Genomic DNA, 18077 nt, shown 5'->3' on the forward strand with positions numbered 1-18077 from the left:
TCATTCCCTCGCCAGCGCCTCGACCGGATCGAGCCGGGCCGCGTTGCGGGCAGGCAGGTAACCAAACAGGATCCCGATGAGCGAGGAGCAGCCAAAGGCCATCAGGATGGAGAAGAGTGAGAAGTGCATCTGGAAGCTTTCCACTATCAGTGAGAACACGAAGCCGATGAGCAGGGCCAGGCCGATGCCGAGCAGGCCGCCCAGCAGGCTGACCATCACCGCCTCGATCAGGAACTGTTGCAGTATGTCGGACTGACGGGCGCCGACCGCGATGCGGATCCCGATCTCCCGGGTGCGCTCCACCACGGACACCAGCATGATGTTCATCACCCCGACGCCGCCGACGATGAGGGAGATTACCGCGATGGCGGAGACCAGCAGGGTCATGGTGGCGGTGGTCTTCTCCACCGACTTGATGATGCTGTCGCTGCTGAAGGTGAAGAAGTCTTTCACCCCGTGGCGTTGGGTCAGCAGCGCCACGGCGGCCTGCTCGGCCAGGGCGGGCTGGATCCCGTCCTTGACCCGGATGGTGATCTGGCTGAAGTGGTTCTGGGAGATGAGACGGCTCATCACGGCGCTGTAGGGCAGCCAGACGGTGACCGACTGGCTGCTGCGGCCAAAGCCGGTCTCCTGCGCCACCACGCCGATGATGCGCACCGGCAGGGTGCCGACCAGCACCACCTGGCCGATGGGGTCCTCCTTGCCGAGCAGGCTCTCTATGGTCTTGCCATCCACCACGGCCACCGCCGTCCGGCTCTGGATATCCCGCTCATCGAACAGCCGGCCCTGGGTGAGCGTCATCCCCTTGACCCGGAAGAAGTCGCTGCCGACCCCGACCACGTTGCCGCTGCTGGTCTTGTTGCGATAGCGCAGCTGACCCGAGGTCGCGATCTGGGGACTGGCCCCCTCCAGATAGGGCTGGCCGAGCAGGGCGTCGAGATCCCGCTCGTTCAGGGTCTGGATGCTGGCCGCCTTCTCATCCCCCCAGTCCTTGCCGGGGAAGATGTCGATGGTGTTGGTGCCCATGGCGTTGATGTCATTGATCACCTTGGCGCGAGCCCCCTGGCCGAGGGCGACCACGCTGACCACGGCGGCGATGCCGATGATGATGCCGAGCATGGTGAGGAAGGTGCGCATGCGGTGTGCCAGCATGGCGTGCAGGGCCATGCGGCCCGCTTCCCGGTAGCGATCCCAGCCCTGGCTGCCCCGTTTGGCGATGGATGCCGCAGGCTGGCTGGCGGCGTGGGTCGGCGTGGGTTCGCGCTTCTCCACCGGCTCTGCGGGCAGGGGGAGGCCTGGTTCGGCCTGGTCTGTGGTCGTCGTCGCGGGCTGGCCACTGTCTTCCACTACCCGTCCATCGCGCAAGGTAATGATGCGATCGGCGTGGTTGGCCACCGCCATGTCGTGGGTCACCAGGATGATGGTGTGGCCCCGGCCATGCAGCTCCTTGAGGATGGCCATCACCTCCTTGCCGCTGTGGCTGTCGAGGGCCCCGGTGGGTTCGTCGGCCAGGATCACCTCGCCGCCATTGGCCAGCGCCCGGGCTATGCTGACCCGCTGCTGCTGCCCGCCGGAGAGCTGACCCGGCCTGTGGTGACTGCGATCGCTCAGGCCGAGGCGGGACAGCAGGGTGCGGGCCCGCAGCTGGCGTTCGGGGCGCGAGGTGCCGGCGTAGATGGCCGGGATCTCCACGTTGGCGGCCGCATCCAGATGGGGCAGCAGGTGATAGCGCTGGAAGATGAAACCGAAGTGATGGCAGCGCAGACGGGCCAGGGCGAGGGCATCCAGCTGGGCGGTGTCCTGCCCGCGGAACAGGTACTCGCCCGAGCTGGGGCGGTCGAGGCAACCCAGCAGGTTCATCAGGGTGGACTTGCCGGAGCCGGAGGCGCCGACGATGGCGACCATCTCCCCCGCCTGGATGCAGAGATCCAGCGGGTGCAGCACCGTGACCTCCTGCTCCCCGCTCTGGTAGCGACGCTCTATGCCCTTGAGCCGGATCAGGGGCTCGCTCACGGCCTCATCTCCCCGTCATCGTCCTGGACGGGCTTGCCCTGCTCCAGGGTGACCTTGTCCTGCTCGTTCAGGCCGCTCACCACCTCGATCTTGATGTCGTCCTTCATGCCGGTCTTGATGCGGCGGGTCTCTTTCTGCTCGTCCTCCTTGAGCAGGCTGACCTCATATTCGTTGTCCCCCAGCTTCTTGCCGAGGGCGGTCTGGGGGATCGCCAGCACCTGCTTGCGTTCACCCAGCACTATGGTGACCTGGGTCGTCATGGCGACCCGCAGCTGATGGTCCGGGTTGGGCACATCGAACAGGGCGTAGTAGTAGACGGCCGCGTTGCTGGTCGCCGTGCTGCTGGCGGTCTGCTCGTTGATGTTGGTGGGGGCCAGCTCGACCGTGCGCAGGGTGGCGTGATAGCGGGTATCCGGATCCCCGATCAGGGTGAAATAGACCGGCATGCCAGCCTTGACCTTGGTGACATCGGCCTCCGAGATCTGGGCCTTGACCGTCATGGTCTCCAGGTTGGCGAGCTTGAGCAGAGTCGGCACCGTCTGGCTGGCGGCCAGGGTCTGGCCCTGGCGGGTCACGATGGAGACGACTGTCCCATCCATGGGGGCCTGAATGCGGTTATAGCCCAGCTCTGTCTTGGTGCGATCCACCTTGATCAGGGCGCTGTCGACGTCGGCCTGGGCACTCTGCAGCTCGGCCCGGGTGACCGCCAGCTGCGCCTCGGCACTCTCCAGATCGGCCCGGGAGCTCGCCTCCTGCCTGAACATCTGCTGCTGGCGGCGCCAGGCCAGCTCGTTCTGCTTGAGCTGCGCCTGCTTGATCTTGAGCTGAGCACGGCGGCTGGCCAGATCCGCCTCGGCGGTCTTGAGGTTGTTCTGGGCGATCAGGGGATCTATCTCCGCCAGCAGGTCTCCCTGCTTGACGTGCTGCCCGGCTTCTACGGCCAGGTAGGTTACCTGACCCGAGACCTGGGCACCCACATCCACCTGCTCGATGGCTTGCAGGACACCGCTGGCCAGCACGGTCTGCTCCACGTCCTGGCGGATGACGGAGGCGGTCAATACCGGGGCCTGCGTCTTGCTGGGCCAGGCCAGCCAACCGATGATGGCCAGCAGAATGAGGACGAGCAGGACGAGCTTGCCCTGCTTGGGGAGTATTTTCATTTATCACCTGAACGAAACGTGCGAAGCCGTGCAAGGGCAATATCCTGCAGCAAACAGCGCTGAAAAAACAGCGAGCAATATGTAAGAAATCATGTGGATGGACTTGTCAGTAACGCTGTGGCCAGCGGGCAGTCACGTCCCGAGCGGGTGCCATGGCACCGGGTTGAGCGGCGCAGGGAAAAGGGGAGGGGAACAAAAGAGCGCCCACCCCAGGGGCGGGCGCTCGAGGGATCAGGCGACGGCCTTGCTCTGCTCGGCATAGGGTTCGTGGCAGATCTGGATATCGATGGGAAGCTTGTAGATGAGCAGGCGCGCCAGGGAGCCTTCCATCCAGTGGTGACGGCTGCCGACCAGCAGCAGTTGGGTCGGGTGTGCGGCCAGCCAGCGTCGCAGATCCGACACCACCTCATTCACCACCAGGCACTGGTAATCCACCGGATGCCGCAAGGTGGTGATGAGCTCGCTGATGACGGCCTTGGCGTCCAGGGTGCCCTGGGCACTGCGCTCCTCTTCCGACAGCGACAGGCTGTCACGCCGGGTCTTGCTACTGTGGGTCAGGTGCAGCAGGGTCAGCGTGCAACCCATTCCCTGCGCCAACTGGCTCGCCTTGGCCAGCGTCTCCTGCTCGTAATCCTTGCCTTCCAGCAACAGCACTATATTGGTTGGGGTCATAAGCAGTTCTCCTTGGCATGTGCGGGTCATGGAGGACAAGACGGCTGTCCCTTCCCATGGCGATCCCGCGAGATGTCACATCGAGCGAACCATTGTGCGTCGCCGCGCATCGGCTCGCTTAACACATCATAACAAATTGAGTTGAATGGAAAATGAAGGGGATTGTGAGGGGGATCGCGAACGGGCTCGATGCTGGATTGGGTAGCCCCCATGCGGGCTGGCATGGGGGCTAGGGCAGTGATGAGGGGGGTATGGGGTGCTCGGCGCTCAGGCGAAGTGTCTGGCGAGCCAGGGCAGTCCTTCCTTCTTGCGGCTGACGGCGCCGGCAAGGTGGACGGGTTCGCCCGGCAAGATGCCGGCACTGGCGAAGTGGAGCTGGCTGTCCCCCTTGGCCAGATCGGTCAGCATCAGCACATAGGCATCGAGTTTGTCTCGCCCAAGTCTCTCCTGCATCGCCTGTTGCAGCTCATCCTGCCGGGCCAGGATCTCGGCCGGGTTCATCACACAGATCTGGCTGACCATCAGGGAGTGGCCCGCGATCTGATAGGCCTTCTCGTCGGCGGTGAGCAACTCGCTGAGCGGCGCGTCGCCCAGCTGGGTGCGGCGCTCCAGCAGGGTCTGGGCGAAGGGGGCAAGCGCCAGCTCGGCGATGGGGAGCAGCCGGTCGACCGCGACCCTGTCCTGCTCAGTGGTGGTGGGGGAGGTAAAGTTGAAGGTGTCGCTGACAATGGCCCCCAGCAGCAGGCGGGCCTGGGCGCGGGACAGCTTGTCATAACCCATCAGCTCAAGCAGCACTGTGGCGCTGCAGCCGACCGCCCTGATCCAGGCATCGAGCGGACCACGGGTGATCAGGGTGCCGATGCGGTGGTGATCGATGAGGCCTTGCACATCGGCATCGGCCAGCCCTTCCGGCCCCTGCTCCAGTTCGCTGAAATCCACCAGAAAGACCGGCTTGTCGGCCACGCTGCCCGTCAGCACGGGCGGCGCCTCGACCCCCGCCGTCTCCAGGATAAAGCGGGTCTCGGCGATGGGGCTGCCCAGCGCGAAGGCCTGGGCGGGGCGGCCCTGGCCATTGAGCCAGTCGGCGGTGACCAACGCGGTGCAGATGCTGTCGCTGTCGGGATTCTTGTGGCCAAAGACATGAAGCATGGGGTGTTCCTGATGTGGGGTGGTGGCCGCGGTGCCAGGCCATGAGAGAGAGGGCCTTGGGCCCGAGTCGGTTCAACTCTACTGCGTGGGGGCCGCGGGGGCAATCCTGGTCAGCCCCGGCCGGGGCAAAGGGGCGCAGGCAGAGCCCGGTGGCAGCCAGGTGGGGGCGCCAGCTGGCTCGCTGGCAGGCAAGGCGCGGTCAAGTGGGCGGCAAGGGGGCATCCCCCCCTTGCCGCCCCGGGCTCAGCAGGCGAGCAGCTCGCGCGCGTTGGCCAGGGTATTGTCGGTGATCTGATCCCCCCCCAGCAGGCGGGCCAGCTCGTTGAGACGGGCGCCCGGGTTGAGGGCCTGCATCTGGGTTTCTGTAGTCTTGCCATCGGTATGCTTGCTGACCACCATGTGCTGGTGACCCTTGCCGGCCACCTGCGGCAGGTGGGTGACCACCATCACCTGGGTGGACTCGCCGAGCTGGCGCAGCAGACGACCGACCACGGCCGCGGTCGGGCCGCTGATCCCCACGTCCACCTCATCGAAGATGAGGGTCGGCGTCGACACCTTGCGGGCGCTGATCACCACTATGGCGAGGCTGATGCGCGACAGCTCCCCGCCGGAGGCGACCTTGCCGAGCGGCTGGATCGGTTGACCCGGGTTGGTGGTCACCATGAATTCCACCCTATCGATGCCGAGGGGGGAGAGGCTGCTCTGGGCATCCGGTCGCACCTCTATGATGAAGCGGCCATCGGGCATGGCCAGCTCGTGCATGCTGCTGGTCACCTTGGCACCGAGCTCTTCGGCATAGCGCTGGCGGCTCTGGCTGAGCACCTCCGCCGCCTGCACGAAGGCCAGGCGGGCCTGGGCCAGCTCGTCTTCCATGCCTTCGAGACGTTCCTCATCCGAGTTGAGGCGGGCGAGATCGCTGGCGAGATCCTGATGATGCAGGGCCAGCTCGGCCGGTTTGACATGGTGTTTGCGGGCCAGGTTGATGGCCTTGGAGAGGCGGGCCTCCAGCTCGTTGAAGCGCTCGGGATCCAGCTCCAGCAGATCGAGGTAGCTGCGCAGCTCGCTGTGGCTCTCCTGCACCCCGATCAGGGCCTCGTTGAGCATCCCCAGCACGTTGCCGAGACGGCCATCCATGGCGACCAGGGTCTCGGCCCTGTCCACCGCCACCTGCAGCAGGCCGGCGATGGTGGTCTCCTCGTTGTCATAGAGCAGATCGAGGCATTGGCCGCACTCCTGCATCAGCTCGGTGCCGTTGGCGAGCCGCTGATGCTCCTCTTCGATGGTTTCAAACTCCCCCGGTTGCAGGGCGAACTCATCCAGCTCCTGCACCTGGTATTCGATCAGCTGGCGGCGTGCCTCCCGCTGCTGTTGCTCGGCCTTGAGGCGGTTGAGCTCGTTTTGCAGCTGGCGCCACTGCTGGTAGTGCTGGCGCACCTCGTCCAGCAGCAGATGGTGGCCGGCGTAGCCATCCAGCAGGGCAAGTTGATAGTCGGGCTTGAGCAGCATCTGGTGGGCGTGCTGGCCGTGGACGTTGACCAGCAGCTGGCCAAGGCTGCGCAGCTGCACCAGGGGAACGGGCACCCCGTTGATGTAGCTGCGGGAGCGCCCCTCGGCGGAGAGCACCCGCCGCACTATGCACTCCCCCTCGTTTTCGAGCTCGTTGGCGGTGAGCCAGGCGCGGGCGGCCGGGTTGCCATCCAGCAGGAAACGCGCGCTGACCTCGGCCTTGTCGCTGCCCGGTCGCACCATGCTGGCCTCGGCCCGCTCGCCGAGGCAGAGGCCGAGCGCATCGATGGCAATGGATTTGCCTGCGCCGGTCTCACCCGTGATGCAGGTCATGCCGGATTGCAGATCGAGTTCGAGAAACTTGACGATAGCGAAGTTGTTGACGGTCAGCTGGGTCAGCATGGTCTCATCCTGTATGGGCCAACATTACTGTGTATGCATCCAGTATATACTGGTTTTCCATACAGTAAAGTGTCGACCTCACACAGGCTGTCTGACCGGCTTAGAACAGCTTGCTACCCCAGCCGAGCTTGTTGCGCAGCACGTGGAAGTAGCTGTAATCGAGGGGATGGACCAGGTGCAGCTTGTGGCTGCTCTTCTTGATGAGGATCTCGTCACCCGGGTGCACCGCCAGGGTCACCTGGCCGTCGCAGCTCACCTGCATGGCGTCATCCTGGTTGTCGGGGGAGACCAGCAGGCGCACCTCGCTGTCCGCATCCAGCACTATGGGGCGGCTGCTCAGGGTGTGCGGAAACATCGGGACGAGCGTGATGGCGTTGAGCTTGGGGGTGAGGATGGCGCCCCCCGCCGACAGGGAATAGGCGGTCGAGCCGGTGGGGGTGGCGACTATGATGCCGTCCGAGCGCTGGCTGTACATGAAGCTGCCATCGATGTAGACCTCGAACTCGATCATGTGGGCTATCTTGCCCGGGTGCAGCACCGCCTCGTTCACCGCCAGGTTGCTGGACTTGCGCTCACCGTGGCGATAGACGGCGGCCTCCAGCAGGAAGCGATGCTCGCTCTTGAAGTGGCCGGAGAGCACCTGCTCCAGCGGCGGCAGATAATCCTGGGGTGAGAGATCCGTCAGAAAGCCGAGGTTGCCCCGGTTCACCCCGATCACCGCCACATCGAAGCGTGACAGCACCCGGGCGGCCCCCAGCATGTTGCCGTCGCCGCCGACCACTATGGCGAGATCCGCCTGCTCCCCGAGCTGCACCAGATCCATCACGTCATCGCAGAGCACGCCCAGGGTGTGGGCGACCCGGCTCTCGAGCAACACCCGAAAGCCGCGACTTCTCAGGTATTGATAGAGGCCGCTGAGGGTCTGGTTGGCACCTTCATGATGGGGTTTGCCGATCAGGGCGATGGTTTTGAACGGAGAATCCATAGGTTATCGGGTCTGGGGCTGAGTATTGAGGGGAGTATACCGCGCTTTGGTGGGGATTTGTCTGCTGCCATGCCCGGCGGGCGGATCCGGCCCGGAAAAGCGGCAAAAATGCCGGTTGGCTCACTTCAATTGGCCATGAGAAGGCCCTTTTCCCCTTGAAAGCCGGGGCGACGTCCCCATAATAGCGCCAACATAGGGTCTGTTGATGTTTCGTCGCGACCGCGACGGAGTCAGTTTTTGCGCGGAGCTAGGCGCGAGACGCGAAGTTTGGTCATCCAAATGAGCCGTCGAGTAACGACGTTACACGCAAAAACTGACCCGTCCCTGCGGGTTGCGCCGCAAATGAGGTCATGCGTTGTTGCGGAACTTGCCAAGGGAACAACCATTGCCAGCGTTTCGCGCCTAGCCTGACGTCATTTGTTGCAGCAACGCGGCTTGCGCCTAAACGTCAACAGACCCTAACAAGTAACCCTGAATATTGGAGATGTCATGAACCACGAAGAACAAAAGGTTGAAGCGATGGAGCAAGTGGAAGTCCAGCCAGTCGAGCCGACCGATGTAGACAGTGAAGTGACAGCCGAACAGGCCCGCATTGCCGAGCTGGAAGCCCAGCTGGAAGCTGCCCAGCAGGCCGCTGCCGACGAGCGCGAGCGCGCCATTCGCGCCGCCGCCGAGATGGAAAACCTGCGTCGCCGCGTCGCCCAGGATGTGGAGAAGGCACACAAGTTCGCGCTGGAGAAGTTTGCCGGGGAACTGTTGCCGGTGCTGGACAACCTGGAGCGGGCCATCGAGCTGGCAGACAAAGAAGACGAAGCCCTCAAGCCGATGATCGAAGGGGTCGAGCTGACGCTCAAGTCCATGCAGAGCTCGGTGGGCAAGTTCGGTCTGGTCGCGCTGGATCCCCTGAACCAGCCGTTCGACCCCAATGCCCATCAGGCCATCAGCATGATCGAGAATGCCGAGCTGGCACCCAACACCGTCATCGCCGTGATGCAGAAGGGCTACGAGCTCAACGGTCGGGTCATTCGTCCGGCCATGGTGATGGTCTCCAAGGCCCCTGCCTGAGACGCATCCCCCCATTGAGCCCGCCGCTCGGCGGGCTTTTTATTGGGATCCGCGGCGAGTGGGTGAAAATGTGGCCGCTGACCGACAAGTTGGTACGGTTTTTTATGCGCAGGGCTTGAAGCTCAACATCGCGGCCCCATATAGGTGGCAAGGCCACGGCGGCACAGACTATTGCACTGCACAGTGGCAAGAATTTGATGTCGGGAGCTTGAAAGCCACAGTGGCAGCCCCCACCTAGCCGTTAACGTATTAAGGCGAGCACCTCGCCAGTTTATTCAAAGTATTTGGAGATTCGTCAAATGGGTAAAATCATCGGTATTGACCTGGGTACTACCAACTCCTGTGTTGCTATTCTGGATGGCGACCATGCTCGCGTGATCGAGAACGCGGAAGGCGACCGTACTACTCCGTCCATCATTGCCTATGCCGATGACGGCGAAATCCTGGTTGGTCAGCCGGCCAAGCGTCAGGCCATCACCAACCCGAAGAACACGCTGTTTGCAATCAAGCGTCTGATCGGCCGTCGTTTCGAAGATGAAGAAGTACAGCGCGATCTGAAAATCATGCCGTACGCCATCGCCAAGGCCGACAACGGTGACGCCTGGGTAGAAGTCAAAGGCAAGAAGATGGCACCGCCGCAGATCTCTGCCGAAGTGCTGAAGAAGATGAAGAAGACCGCCGAGGATTACCTGGGCGAGCCGGTGACCGAAGCCGTCATCACTGTACCGGCCTACTTCAACGACGCCCAGCGTCAGGCCACCAAGGATGCCGGTCGCATCGCCGGTCTGGACGTCAAGCGCATCATCAACGAACCGACCGCTGCGGCCTTTGCCTACGGCGTGAACAAGGTCAAGGGTGAGCGCAAGGTTGCCGTATACGACCTGGGCGGTGGTACCTTCGACATCTCCATCATCGAGATCGACGAAGTCGAAGGGGAAACCACCTTCGAAGTACTGGCGACCAACGGTAACACCCACCTGGGTGGTGAAGACTTCGACAACCGTGTCATCAACTATCTGGTTGACGAGTTCAAGCGTGAGCAGGGCATCGACCTGCGCAACGACCAGCTGGCTCTGCAGCGTCTGAAAGATGCCGCCGAGAAAGCCAAGATCGAACTCTCTTCCGCGCAGCAGACCGACGTGAACCTGCCGTACATCACCGCAGATGCCACCGGTCCCAAGCACATGAACATCAAGGTGACCCGCGCCAAGCTGGAGTCCCTGGTGGAAGACATGGTGAAAGACTCCCTGGAGCCGGTCCGTGTCGCCCTGAAAGACTCCGGTCTGGCAGTCGGCGAGATCGACGACGTCATCCTGGTGGGTGGTCAGACCCGTATGCCGCTGGTGCAGAAGACCGTGGCTGACTTCTTCGGCAAAGAGCCGCGCAAAGACGTCAACCCGGACGAAGCCGTGGCTATGGGTGCTGCCATTCAGGGCGCGGTACTGTCCGGTGAGAAGACCGACGTGCTGCTGCTGGACGTGACTCCGCTCTCCTTGGGTATCGAAACCATGGGTAGCGTGATGACTGCGCTGATCGAGAAGAACACCACCATTCCGACCAAGAAGTCCCAGGTGTTCTCCACTGCCGAAGACAATCAGTCTGCCGTGACCATTCACGTGCTGCAGGGTGAGCGCAAGCGCGCCAGCGACAACAAGTCTCTGGGCCAGTTCAACCTGGAAGGCATCCGCCCGGCACAGCGCGGTCTGCCGCAGATCGAAGTGACCTTCGATATCGATGCCAACGGCATCCTGCACGTCTCCGCCAAGGACAAGGAGACCAACAAGGAGCAGAAGATCACCATCCAGGCTTCTTCCGGTCTGTCCGACGAGGAGATCGAACGCATGGTACGCGAGGCGGAAGCCAACGCGGCCGAAGACAAGAAGTTCGAGGAGCTGGTGCAGACCCGCAACCAGGCTGACGGTCTGGTCCACTCGGTCCGCAAGCAGATCACCGAAGCCGGTGACGCCCTGCCCGCTGACGAGAAGACCAAGATCGAAACCGCACTGAGCGAGCTGGAAGCCGTCATCAAGGGTGACGACAAGGCAGCCATCGAAGCCAAGCAACAGGCTTTGCTGGAAGCGTCCCAGAAGCTGATGGAGCTTGCCCAGCAGCAGTCACAGGGCGCTGGCGCCGATGCCGGTCAGACTTCTTCTGCCAAGGCCGAAGACGACGTGGTCGACGCCGAGTTCGAAGAAGTGAAAGACGACAAGAAATAAGCCATACCCAGCTGGGCAGAGTTCGCTCTGCCCATTGGCTTAGTCACTGAATTTGCGGGCGTTGGGTGACCAACGCCCGTCTGCATAACTGTTTAAGTAGCAACAGGATGAGTATGTCGAAGCGCGATTTCTATGAAGTGCTCGGGGTGTCGAAAGGTGCCGATGAGCGCGAGATCAAGAAGGCGTACAAGCGTCTGGCGATGAAGTATCACCCGGATCGCAACCAGGGTGATGCCGCATCCGAAGAGAAGTTCAAAGAGGTCAAGGAAGCCTACGAGGTGCTGACCGACGAGAACCTGCGCGCCCGCTATGACCAGTACGGTCATGCCGGGGTGGATCAGAGCCAGGGTGGCGGTGGTCACGGCGGCTTTGGCGGCGGCGCGGACTTCGGTGATGCATTCGGCGATATCTTTGGTGACATCTTCGGTGGCCGCAGTGGCGGTGGCCGGCGTGGCCCGGCCCGTGGCTCCGACCTGCGCTACAACATGGAGCTGACCCTGGAAGAGGCGGTACGCGGGGTCTCCAAGGAGATCAAGATACCGACTCAGGTCCATTGCGAGGTCTGTAATGGCTCGGGTGCCCACACCGGCAGTCAGGCCCATACCTGTCCGACCTGCCACGGTGCGGGTCAGGTGCAGATGCGCCAGGGCTTCTTCGCGGTGCAGCAGGCCTGCCCGCATTGCCACGGTCGTGGCAAGATCATCAAGGATCCGTGCCGCAAGTGTCACGGTGAGGGCCGCTACCAGAAGACCAAGACCCTGTCGGTCAAGATCCCGGCCGGGGTCGATACCGGTGACCGCATCCGTCTCTCCGGTGAAGGGGAAGCGGGGGAAGCGGGGGCCTCGGCAGGGGATCTGTACGTACAGGTACACGTCAAGGAGCACGAGATCTTTGTGCGTGACGGCAACGATCTCTACTGCGAAGTGCCCATCAGCTTCACCACGGCGGCGCTCGGCGGCGAGATCGAGGTGCCGACCCTGGATGGTCGGGTCAAGCTCAAGGTCACGGCGGAAACTCAGACCGGCAAGCTGTTCCGTCTGCGCGGCAAGGGCGTCAAGTCCGTGCGCTCCGGCCAGGTCGGCGATCTGATGTGCAAGGTGGTGATCGAGACCCCGGTCAAGCTGACCGAGACCCAGCGAGAGCTGCTGCGTCAGCTGGACGAGTCGTTCAGCGGTGCCGCCGCCAAGACCCACAAGCCAAAATCGGAAGGTTTCTTCGAAGGGGTGAAACGCTTCTTCGATGACCTGACCAAGTAATCACCGCAAGCGTGATGCAAGCCGGCCTCTGTGCCGGCTTTCTTTTTGCCTGCGATTTAGCCTGGATCCCCGCTATTGAGTGGATCCCGATGAGGGATCCTCCTCACAACTCCCGCCAGTTTTCCCTGTACAAATGTTATCCCGCTCACATTGTAGCTGAAACGGTTTAGCTGCCATATTGAGTTGGCTAAAGCGGTTTAGCTATGCTCTCTTCGCCGATAAAAACAGAGCCCGATCGGGTAACACACGACAGGTGAGGAAGATGACGATGTTCAAGAGCAAATTGGCGTTGGCAGTGGCGCTGGGATTGGGGATGAGCGGCCCGCTGTGGGCGGCCGAGGGCGGTATAGAGGCGCGTCTGGCGGCGCTGGAGGCGCGGGTGCAGGCGGCAGAGTCCCGCGCCGCCGCTGCCGAAGCGCGGGCTGACCAGGCCGAGAGCAAGGCGAGCGAGGCCCGGGAGACAGCCGTGGTGGCCAAGGCTCAAAGCGAGAAGGTGGACAAGCAGACCGCCGGCGCCCAGGGCTTCGAGTTTCACGGCTACGCCCGCTCTGGTCTGCTGGCCAACAGCAACGGCAACGGGGGGCGTGGCGGTCCCTACATCACGCCAGCCGGTTCGGTGGGGGGGGCTGTAGGGAGGTTAGGCAACGAAGACGACACCTACATGGAGGCGAACCTGCTCAAGACCCAGACCTTCGCCGATGGCAGCTGGGCCCGCTACAAGCTGATGCTGGCGGATGGAGTCGAGACCAGCAACGACTGGACCGCCAGCGATTCCAGCCTCAACACCCGCCAGGTGTTTGCCGAAATCGGCAATCTGGCGAGCTTCAGCGGCCCCTTCCAGCACTCGGTGCTCTGGGCGGGCAAGCGCTTCGATCGGGACAACTTCGACATCCACTGGCTCGACTCCGACGTGGTCTTCCTGGCCGGGACAGGTGGCGGCGTCTACGACGTGCAGCTGGCCGACAGCTGGAAGGCGAACTTCTCCCTCTACGGCCGCGACTACGGCGACATCAGCGCCAGCGGCCTCTCGGACATAGAGAGCTACATCCTCACCATGAACAACAGGTTCGGCAACTGGCAGTGGATGCTGAACGGCCTCTCGGCCAAGGACAACGAGGCGCGCATCAACGACGGCGGCACCGGCAGCGAGGCGGCGAACAAGGGGGCGCACACCCTGGTGGCCTACCATGGCGACAGCTTCTTTGGCATCAATCCCGGCTTCTCCAAGGCCGCGGTGCTCTACGGCCATGGCCTGGGGGCCGAGCTCAAGGGGTTGGGCTCCGACAGCGAGCTGCTGCCCGATGCCGACGCCGTACGGGTCGCCGTGTTCGGGGCTACCGATATCGCTCCGCGCTGGCGGCTGGCCCCGGCCCTGCTGGCGGAGCAGAGCCAGGATCGCTACGTGAAGGGGGACGAGTATCAGTGGCTGACCCTCAACACCCGGGTGGCCCAGGTGCTGAGCCAGAACGTCGAGCTGGTCTACGAGGCCGCCTGGCAGTACATGGACTTGGATCCCAAGGGCTACAAGGGACGCCAGGCGGTGAGCGGCAACTTCACCAAGCTCACCTTCGCCCCCACCTTCAAGGCACAGACCGCCGGCTTCTTCGAGCGGCCCGAGCTGCGGGTATTCGCCACCTGGATGGACTGGTCCTCCGAGCTCGACAACTACGCCAGCACCGATGCCATGGGCCAGAGCGATTTCACCGCCGGTGGCGAGTGGAACTTTGGCGTGCAGATGGAAACCTGGTTCTAGTTCGTTATCCCGATCACAAAAATGGCAGCCGACGCCGGGATCTGTTGGTTAGCTAAAACGGTTTAGCTGATAATGCCGACCAAGAGAACAGAGCCCGGCTCTGGCAGTGGATCCGATGCAGCAGTGGAGTAGCAAGGTGGGGAATCGTGTGTGGGTAATGGGGGATGCGGTGGTGGATTTGATCCCGGAAGGGGAGCTGCACTACCTCAAATGTCCGGGCGGTGCGCCCGCCAACGTGGCGGTGGGGGTGGCGCGGCTCGGCGGTGAATCGGCCTTTATCGGCCGGGTCGGCGCCGATCCCTTCGGCCGCTTTATGGCCGATACCCTGGTGGCAGAGGGCGTCGATATCCGTCATCTGACCCAGGATCCGGCCCACCGAACCTCCACAGTGCTGGTGGAGCTCGATGAAGAAGGGGAGCGCAGCTTCACCTTCATGGTGCGCCCCAGTGCCGACCAGTTCCTCGAACCGGCAGACTTGCCCCGCTTCGAAGCCGGGCAGTGGCTGCTGACCTGTTCCATCGCGCTCGCCAACGAGCCGGTGCGCACCAGTTGCCTGCAGGCCATGGCCGCCATCAGGGTGGCAGGGGGACGGGTCTGTTTTGACCCCAACCTGAGGCCCGAGGTGTGGGGCAACCCGGCCGAGATGCTACCGGTGGTGCGAGACGCCATCGGGCTGGCTGATGTGGTCAAGCTCTCCATCGAGGAGCTGCAACTGCTAAGCGGCCATCAGGATCTGGTTGCCGGTCTTGCCACCATCGATGGACCCGCTCTGGTGCTGGTGACCCGCGGGGCGGCTGGTGTGGTCGCCCGGCTCGATGGCGAGCGGCTGGAGTGGGTGGGGCCCAAGGTGGCGCCGCTCGACACCACGGGGGCGGGGGATGCCTTCGTCGCCGGTCTGTTGGCCGCGCTGGCCCAGGGCGAGCGCTTGCCCACTATGGGCGAGCTGCCCGCCATCCTGGCCCAGGCCCATGGCTGCGGGGCGCTCGCCACCACCGCCAAGGGGGCCATGACGGCGCTGCCGACCCGCACTCAACTGGATGTGTTTTTACGATCTGGTCTTAATCACGTATGACAAGGGCCCGCCAGCATGGCGGGCCATAAGAGGAAGAGTATGAATATCAGTGCGATAGCCAAGGATCTGGTGCCCCTGCTTGGGGGCCGTGAGAATATCGTCAGTGCTGCCCATTGTGCCACCCGGCTGCGGCTGGTGCTGGCGGATGACAGCAAGGTGAACAAGGCCGCCATCGACAAGCTGGACGGGGTCAAGGGCTGCTTTAGCAACGCGGGTCAGATCCAGGTGATCTTCGGCACAGGGCTGGTCAACAGGGTCTACGCCGAGTTTGTGGCTCTGACCGGGACCGGCACTGCCAGCAAGGCGGAGCTGACCGACATGGCCAGCGCCAAGCTCAATGTGGCCCAGCGTCTGGCACGCACGCTGTCCAACATCTTCGTGCCTATCATTCCGGCCATAGTGGCCTCCGGTCTACTGATGGGGCTGCTCGGCATGGTGCGCACCTACGGCTGGGTCAATGCCGACAGCGCCCTGTTCGTCATGCTCGACATGTTCAGCTCGGCGGCCTTCATCATCTTGCCGATCCTCATCGGCTTTACCGCGGCGCGGGAATTTGGCGGCAACCCCTATCTGGGCGCCACCATGGGGGGGATCCTCACCCATCCGGCGCTGACCAACGCCTGGGGGGTGGCCGGTGGCTTCAAGACCATGGACTTCTTCGGGCTTGATGTGGCCATGATCGGATATCAGGGCACCGTCTTCCCGGTGCTGCTGGCGGTGTGGTTCATGTCTCATCTGGAGAAGCAGCTGCGCAAGCGGATCCCGGATGCGCTGGATCTGATCTTGACCCCCTTCCTCACAGTCATCATCACCGGTTTCGTGGCGCTGCTGTTTATCGGCCCGGCCGGGCGGGTGCTGGGGGACGGCATCTCCTTTGGCCTGAGTGCGCTCTATGAGCAGGCGGGCTGGCTGGCAGGGCTGGTGTTTGGCGGAACTTACTCGCTCATCGTCATCACCGGCATCCACCACAGCTTCCACGCCATCGAGGCGGGACTGCTCACCAATCCGGCCATAGGGGTCAACTTCCTGCTGCCCATCTGGGCCATGGCCAACGTGGCGCAGGGCGGGGCTTGTCTGGCGGTCTACTTCAAGACCCGGGATCCGAAAATCAGGGCCATTACCGTGCCGGCGGCCATGTCCTGCCTGCTCGGTATCACTGAGGCGGCGATCTTTGGCGTCAACCTGCGCTACATCAAGCCCTTCCTGGCCGGCCTGCTCGGCGGTGCCCTGGGTGGCGCCTATGTGGTGGCGGCCAAGGTGGGGATGACGGCGGTGGGCCTGACCGGTATCCCGGGCATGGCCATCGTCCAGCCCATGAGCCTCATTCACTACGTCATCGGGCTGGTGATCGCCTTCGGTGCCGCCTTCGCTGCCTCCTGGCTGCTCAAGTACAAGGTGGAGTGATGAAGGAAAGCCATCTCCTCAATCAGATTGTCCGGTCGCTATTGGCCGGACAGCTCAAGGCGGCGGCCGATCCCCATAGGCCCCGCTGGCATCTGGCAGCCCCGGTGGGGCTGCTCAATGACCCCAACGGCTTTATCGAGCACGACGGACGCTACCACCTCTTCTACCAGTGGAACCCGCTTGGCTGCAGTCACAGCAACAAGTGCTGGGGCCATGTCAGCTCCAGCGATCTCTTGCACTGGCAGCACGAGCCCATCGCGCTGCTGCCCACCGAGGACTATGAGAGTCACGGCTGCTATTCGGGCTCGGCGGTGAACGATGAGCAGGGGCACCTCACGCTGCTCTACACCGGCAACGTCAAATACCCCGATGGTAACCGTACCGCCTTCCAGTGTCTGGCACGCGGAAATGGGGTCGGGGGCTTCGAGAAGCTGGGCCCGGTGCTGGATTTGCCAGAAGGTTACAGCGGCCATGTGCGCGACCCCAAGGTGTGGCACGACGGGCAGCAGTGGTTGATGGTGCTGGGGGCCCGCACCCTGGATGATAAAGGTGAGGTGCTGCTCTATCGCGGTGAGACCCTGCACGACTGGCAGTGGATCGGCCCCATCGCCGGCAGCGGGCGCGGTGGGCTCGGCGACTTTGGTTATATGTGGGAGTGCCCGGATCTCTTTCCGCTAGCGGATCGCCATGTGCTGATCTGCTGCCCACAGGGCATTGCCCCTGAGGAGGATGACTATCTCAACCTCCATCAGTGTGGCTGGCTGGTGGGCACTTTCGACGGGACGCAGTTTGCGCACGGGGATTTTCATGAGCTGGATCGTGGCTTCGAGTTCTACGCGCCGCAGACGACACAAGACGGTCAGGGTCGCCGCCTGCTGTTTGGCTGGTTGGGGTTGCCGGAGGAGAACGAAATGAGCCAGCCGACCATTCCCTATGGCTGGCTTCATCAGATGAGCTGTCCGCGGGAGCTGTTCTGGCAGGATGAGTGGCTCTGCCAGCGACCAGTGGCCGAGCTGGCCGCCCTCAAGGGGGAACTGACCCGCTTCGAGGGGGCGCTCAGGGAGTTTCCGGGGCTCGCCATCGACTCGGCCTGGCTCGATCTGGATCTCTGTGGTGAGGGGAGCCTCTGGTTTGGCACAGTGGCCGAGCTGGTGTGGCAGCCGGGGCGTATCACCCTGCGCCGCCAGAACTGGCAGAGCGGGGTGTGGGAGACGCGATCCGCCCCCTGGCTGGGTGGGCGGATCACAGTGCTTTGCGATCGCTCCAGTCTGGAGTATTTCATCGATGGCGGCCGCCACAGCCTGTCAGCCCGCTACTTCCCCGGGGAAAAGCCTCAACTTTCATCGGGTAACGGCGATGATGGCAGCAAAATTTGCCTTGATCACTGGCCGCTGGCGGCTTGCCTAGTACAATAGCCCGTTGCT

13 protein-coding genes are annotated in these 18077 nt (G+C 63.2%); 7 read left to right on the plus strand and 6 right to left on the minus strand.

The features are described from left to right. The 6 genes from KW821_RS05720 to nadK form a co-directional block, all read right to left on the minus strand. Positions 1 to 2013 carry a MacB family efflux pump subunit gene (locus KW821_RS05720; RefSeq protein WP_218290728.1) on the minus strand — a complete coding sequence of 671 codons (2013 nt, stop codon included), beginning with the start codon at positions 2011 to 2013 and terminating at the stop codon, positions 1 to 3. Next, positions 2010 to 3173: an efflux RND transporter periplasmic adaptor subunit gene (locus tag KW821_RS05725; RefSeq protein WP_042653856.1), complete on the minus strand. Its 1164-nt coding sequence runs from the start codon at positions 3171 to 3173 to the stop codon at positions 2010 to 2012. Before KW821_RS05725 ends, KW821_RS05720 begins: the two co-directional genes overlap by 4 nt. 231 nt (positions 3174 to 3404) lie before the next feature. Then, complete coding sequence (locus tag KW821_RS05730) at positions 3405 to 3845, minus strand: universal stress protein (protein ID WP_042653855.1); 441 nt, start codon at positions 3843 to 3845, stop codon at positions 3405 to 3407. A gap of 267 nt (positions 3846 to 4112) precedes the next feature. Then, positions 4113 to 4994, minus strand: a complete 882-nt coding sequence (locus KW821_RS05735) for a DHHA2 domain-containing protein (RefSeq protein ID WP_042653854.1) — start codon at positions 4992 to 4994, stop codon at positions 4113 to 4115. Between the two features lie 243 nt (positions 4995 to 5237). Further along, positions 5238 to 6902: a DNA repair protein RecN gene (recN, locus tag KW821_RS05740; protein WP_218290729.1), complete on the minus strand. Its 1665-nt coding sequence runs from the start codon at positions 6900 to 6902 to the stop codon at positions 5238 to 5240. A 100-nt stretch (positions 6903 to 7002) separates the two neighbouring features. Further along, the gene (gene nadK, locus KW821_RS05745; protein ID WP_218290730.1) at positions 7003 to 7887 is read right to left on the minus strand and encodes an NAD(+) kinase; all 885 of its coding nucleotides are present in this window, start codon (positions 7885 to 7887) and stop codon (positions 7003 to 7005) included. 489 nt (positions 7888 to 8376) lie between these two features. On the opposite strand from nadK, the gene grpE reads away from it, so the two are divergent. The 7 genes from grpE to KW821_RS05780 all read left to right on the plus strand — a co-directional run bounded on the left by grpE (position 8377) and on the right by KW821_RS05780 (position 18068). Continuing rightward, positions 8377 to 8952 (plus strand): nucleotide exchange factor GrpE, encoded by a 576-nt coding sequence (grpE, locus tag KW821_RS05750; RefSeq protein ID WP_033130359.1) that lies wholly within the window; start codon positions 8377 to 8379, stop codon positions 8950 to 8952. A gap of 299 nt (positions 8953 to 9251) precedes the next feature. Then, entirely contained in the window at positions 9252 to 11168 is a 1917-nt protein-coding gene (gene dnaK / locus KW821_RS05755) for a molecular chaperone DnaK (protein WP_033130360.1), read from the plus strand. A 113-nt stretch (positions 11169 to 11281) separates the two neighbouring features. Continuing rightward, positions 11282 to 12424: a molecular chaperone DnaJ gene (gene dnaJ, locus KW821_RS05760; RefSeq protein WP_033130361.1), complete on the plus strand. Its 1143-nt coding sequence runs from the start codon at positions 11282 to 11284 to the stop codon at positions 12422 to 12424. A gap of 262 nt (positions 12425 to 12686) precedes the next feature. Further along, positions 12687 to 14177 carry a carbohydrate porin gene (locus tag KW821_RS05765; protein WP_126623379.1) on the plus strand — a complete coding sequence of 497 codons (1491 nt, stop codon included), beginning with the start codon at positions 12687 to 12689 and terminating at the stop codon, positions 14175 to 14177. 115 nt (positions 14178 to 14292) lie between these two features. Further along, the gene (locus KW821_RS05770; RefSeq protein ID WP_126623378.1) at positions 14293 to 15249 is read left to right on the plus strand and encodes an aminoimidazole riboside kinase; all 957 of its coding nucleotides are present in this window, start codon (positions 14293 to 14295) and stop codon (positions 15247 to 15249) included. Between the two features lie 39 nt (positions 15250 to 15288). Beyond that, positions 15289 to 16653 (plus strand): sucrose-specific PTS transporter subunit IIBC, encoded by a 1365-nt coding sequence (locus KW821_RS05775; RefSeq protein ID WP_218290731.1) that lies wholly within the window; start codon positions 15289 to 15291, stop codon positions 16651 to 16653. Further along, positions 16653 to 18068: a sucrose-6-phosphate hydrolase gene (locus KW821_RS05780; RefSeq protein ID WP_218290732.1), complete on the plus strand. Its 1416-nt coding sequence runs from the start codon at positions 16653 to 16655 to the stop codon at positions 18066 to 18068. Before KW821_RS05775 ends, KW821_RS05780 begins: the two co-directional genes overlap by 1 nt. The last annotated feature ends 9 nt before the right edge of the window (positions 18069 to 18077 follow it).

Source organism: Aeromonas sp. sif2416 (assembly GCF_019218665.1).
GTDB lineage: Bacteria > Pseudomonadota > Gammaproteobacteria > Enterobacterales > Aeromonadaceae > Aeromonas > Aeromonas encheleia.

Bases quoted from the DNA above. Each gene is read 5' to 3' on its own strand.
- KW821_RS05725 (WP_042653856.1), bottom strand. From the start codon at position 3,173: ATGAAAATACTCCCCAAGCAGGGCAAGCTCGTCCTGCTCGTCCTCATT.
- KW821_RS05730 (WP_042653855.1), bottom strand. From the start codon at position 3,845: ATGACCCCAACCAATATAGTGCTGTTGCTGGAAGGCAAGGATTACGAG.
- KW821_RS05735 (WP_042653854.1), bottom strand. From the start codon at position 4,994: ATGCTTCATGTCTTTGGCCACAAGAATCCCGACAGCGACAGCATCTGC.
- recN (WP_218290729.1), bottom strand. From the start codon at position 6,902: ATGCTGACCCAGCTGACCGTCAACAACTTCGCTATCGTCAAGTTTCTC.
- nadK (WP_218290730.1), bottom strand. From the start codon at position 7,887: ATGGATTCTCCGTTCAAAACCATCGCCCTGATCGGCAAACCCCATCAT.
- grpE (WP_033130359.1), top strand. From the start codon at position 8,377: ATGAACCACGAAGAACAAAAGGTTGAAGCGATGGAGCAAGTGGAAGTC.
- dnaK (WP_033130360.1), top strand. From the start codon at position 9,252: ATGGGTAAAATCATCGGTATTGACCTGGGTACTACCAACTCCTGTGTT.
- dnaJ (WP_033130361.1), top strand. From the start codon at position 11,282: ATGTCGAAGCGCGATTTCTATGAAGTGCTCGGGGTGTCGAAAGGTGCC.
- KW821_RS05765 (WP_126623379.1), top strand. From the start codon at position 12,687: ATGACGATGTTCAAGAGCAAATTGGCGTTGGCAGTGGCGCTGGGATTG.
- KW821_RS05770 (WP_126623378.1), top strand. From the start codon at position 14,293: ATGCAGCAGTGGAGTAGCAAGGTGGGGAATCGTGTGTGGGTAATGGGG.
- KW821_RS05775 (WP_218290731.1), top strand. From the start codon at position 15,289: ATGAATATCAGTGCGATAGCCAAGGATCTGGTGCCCCTGCTTGGGGGC.
- KW821_RS05780 (WP_218290732.1), top strand. From the start codon at position 16,653: ATGAAGGAAAGCCATCTCCTCAATCAGATTGTCCGGTCGCTATTGGCC.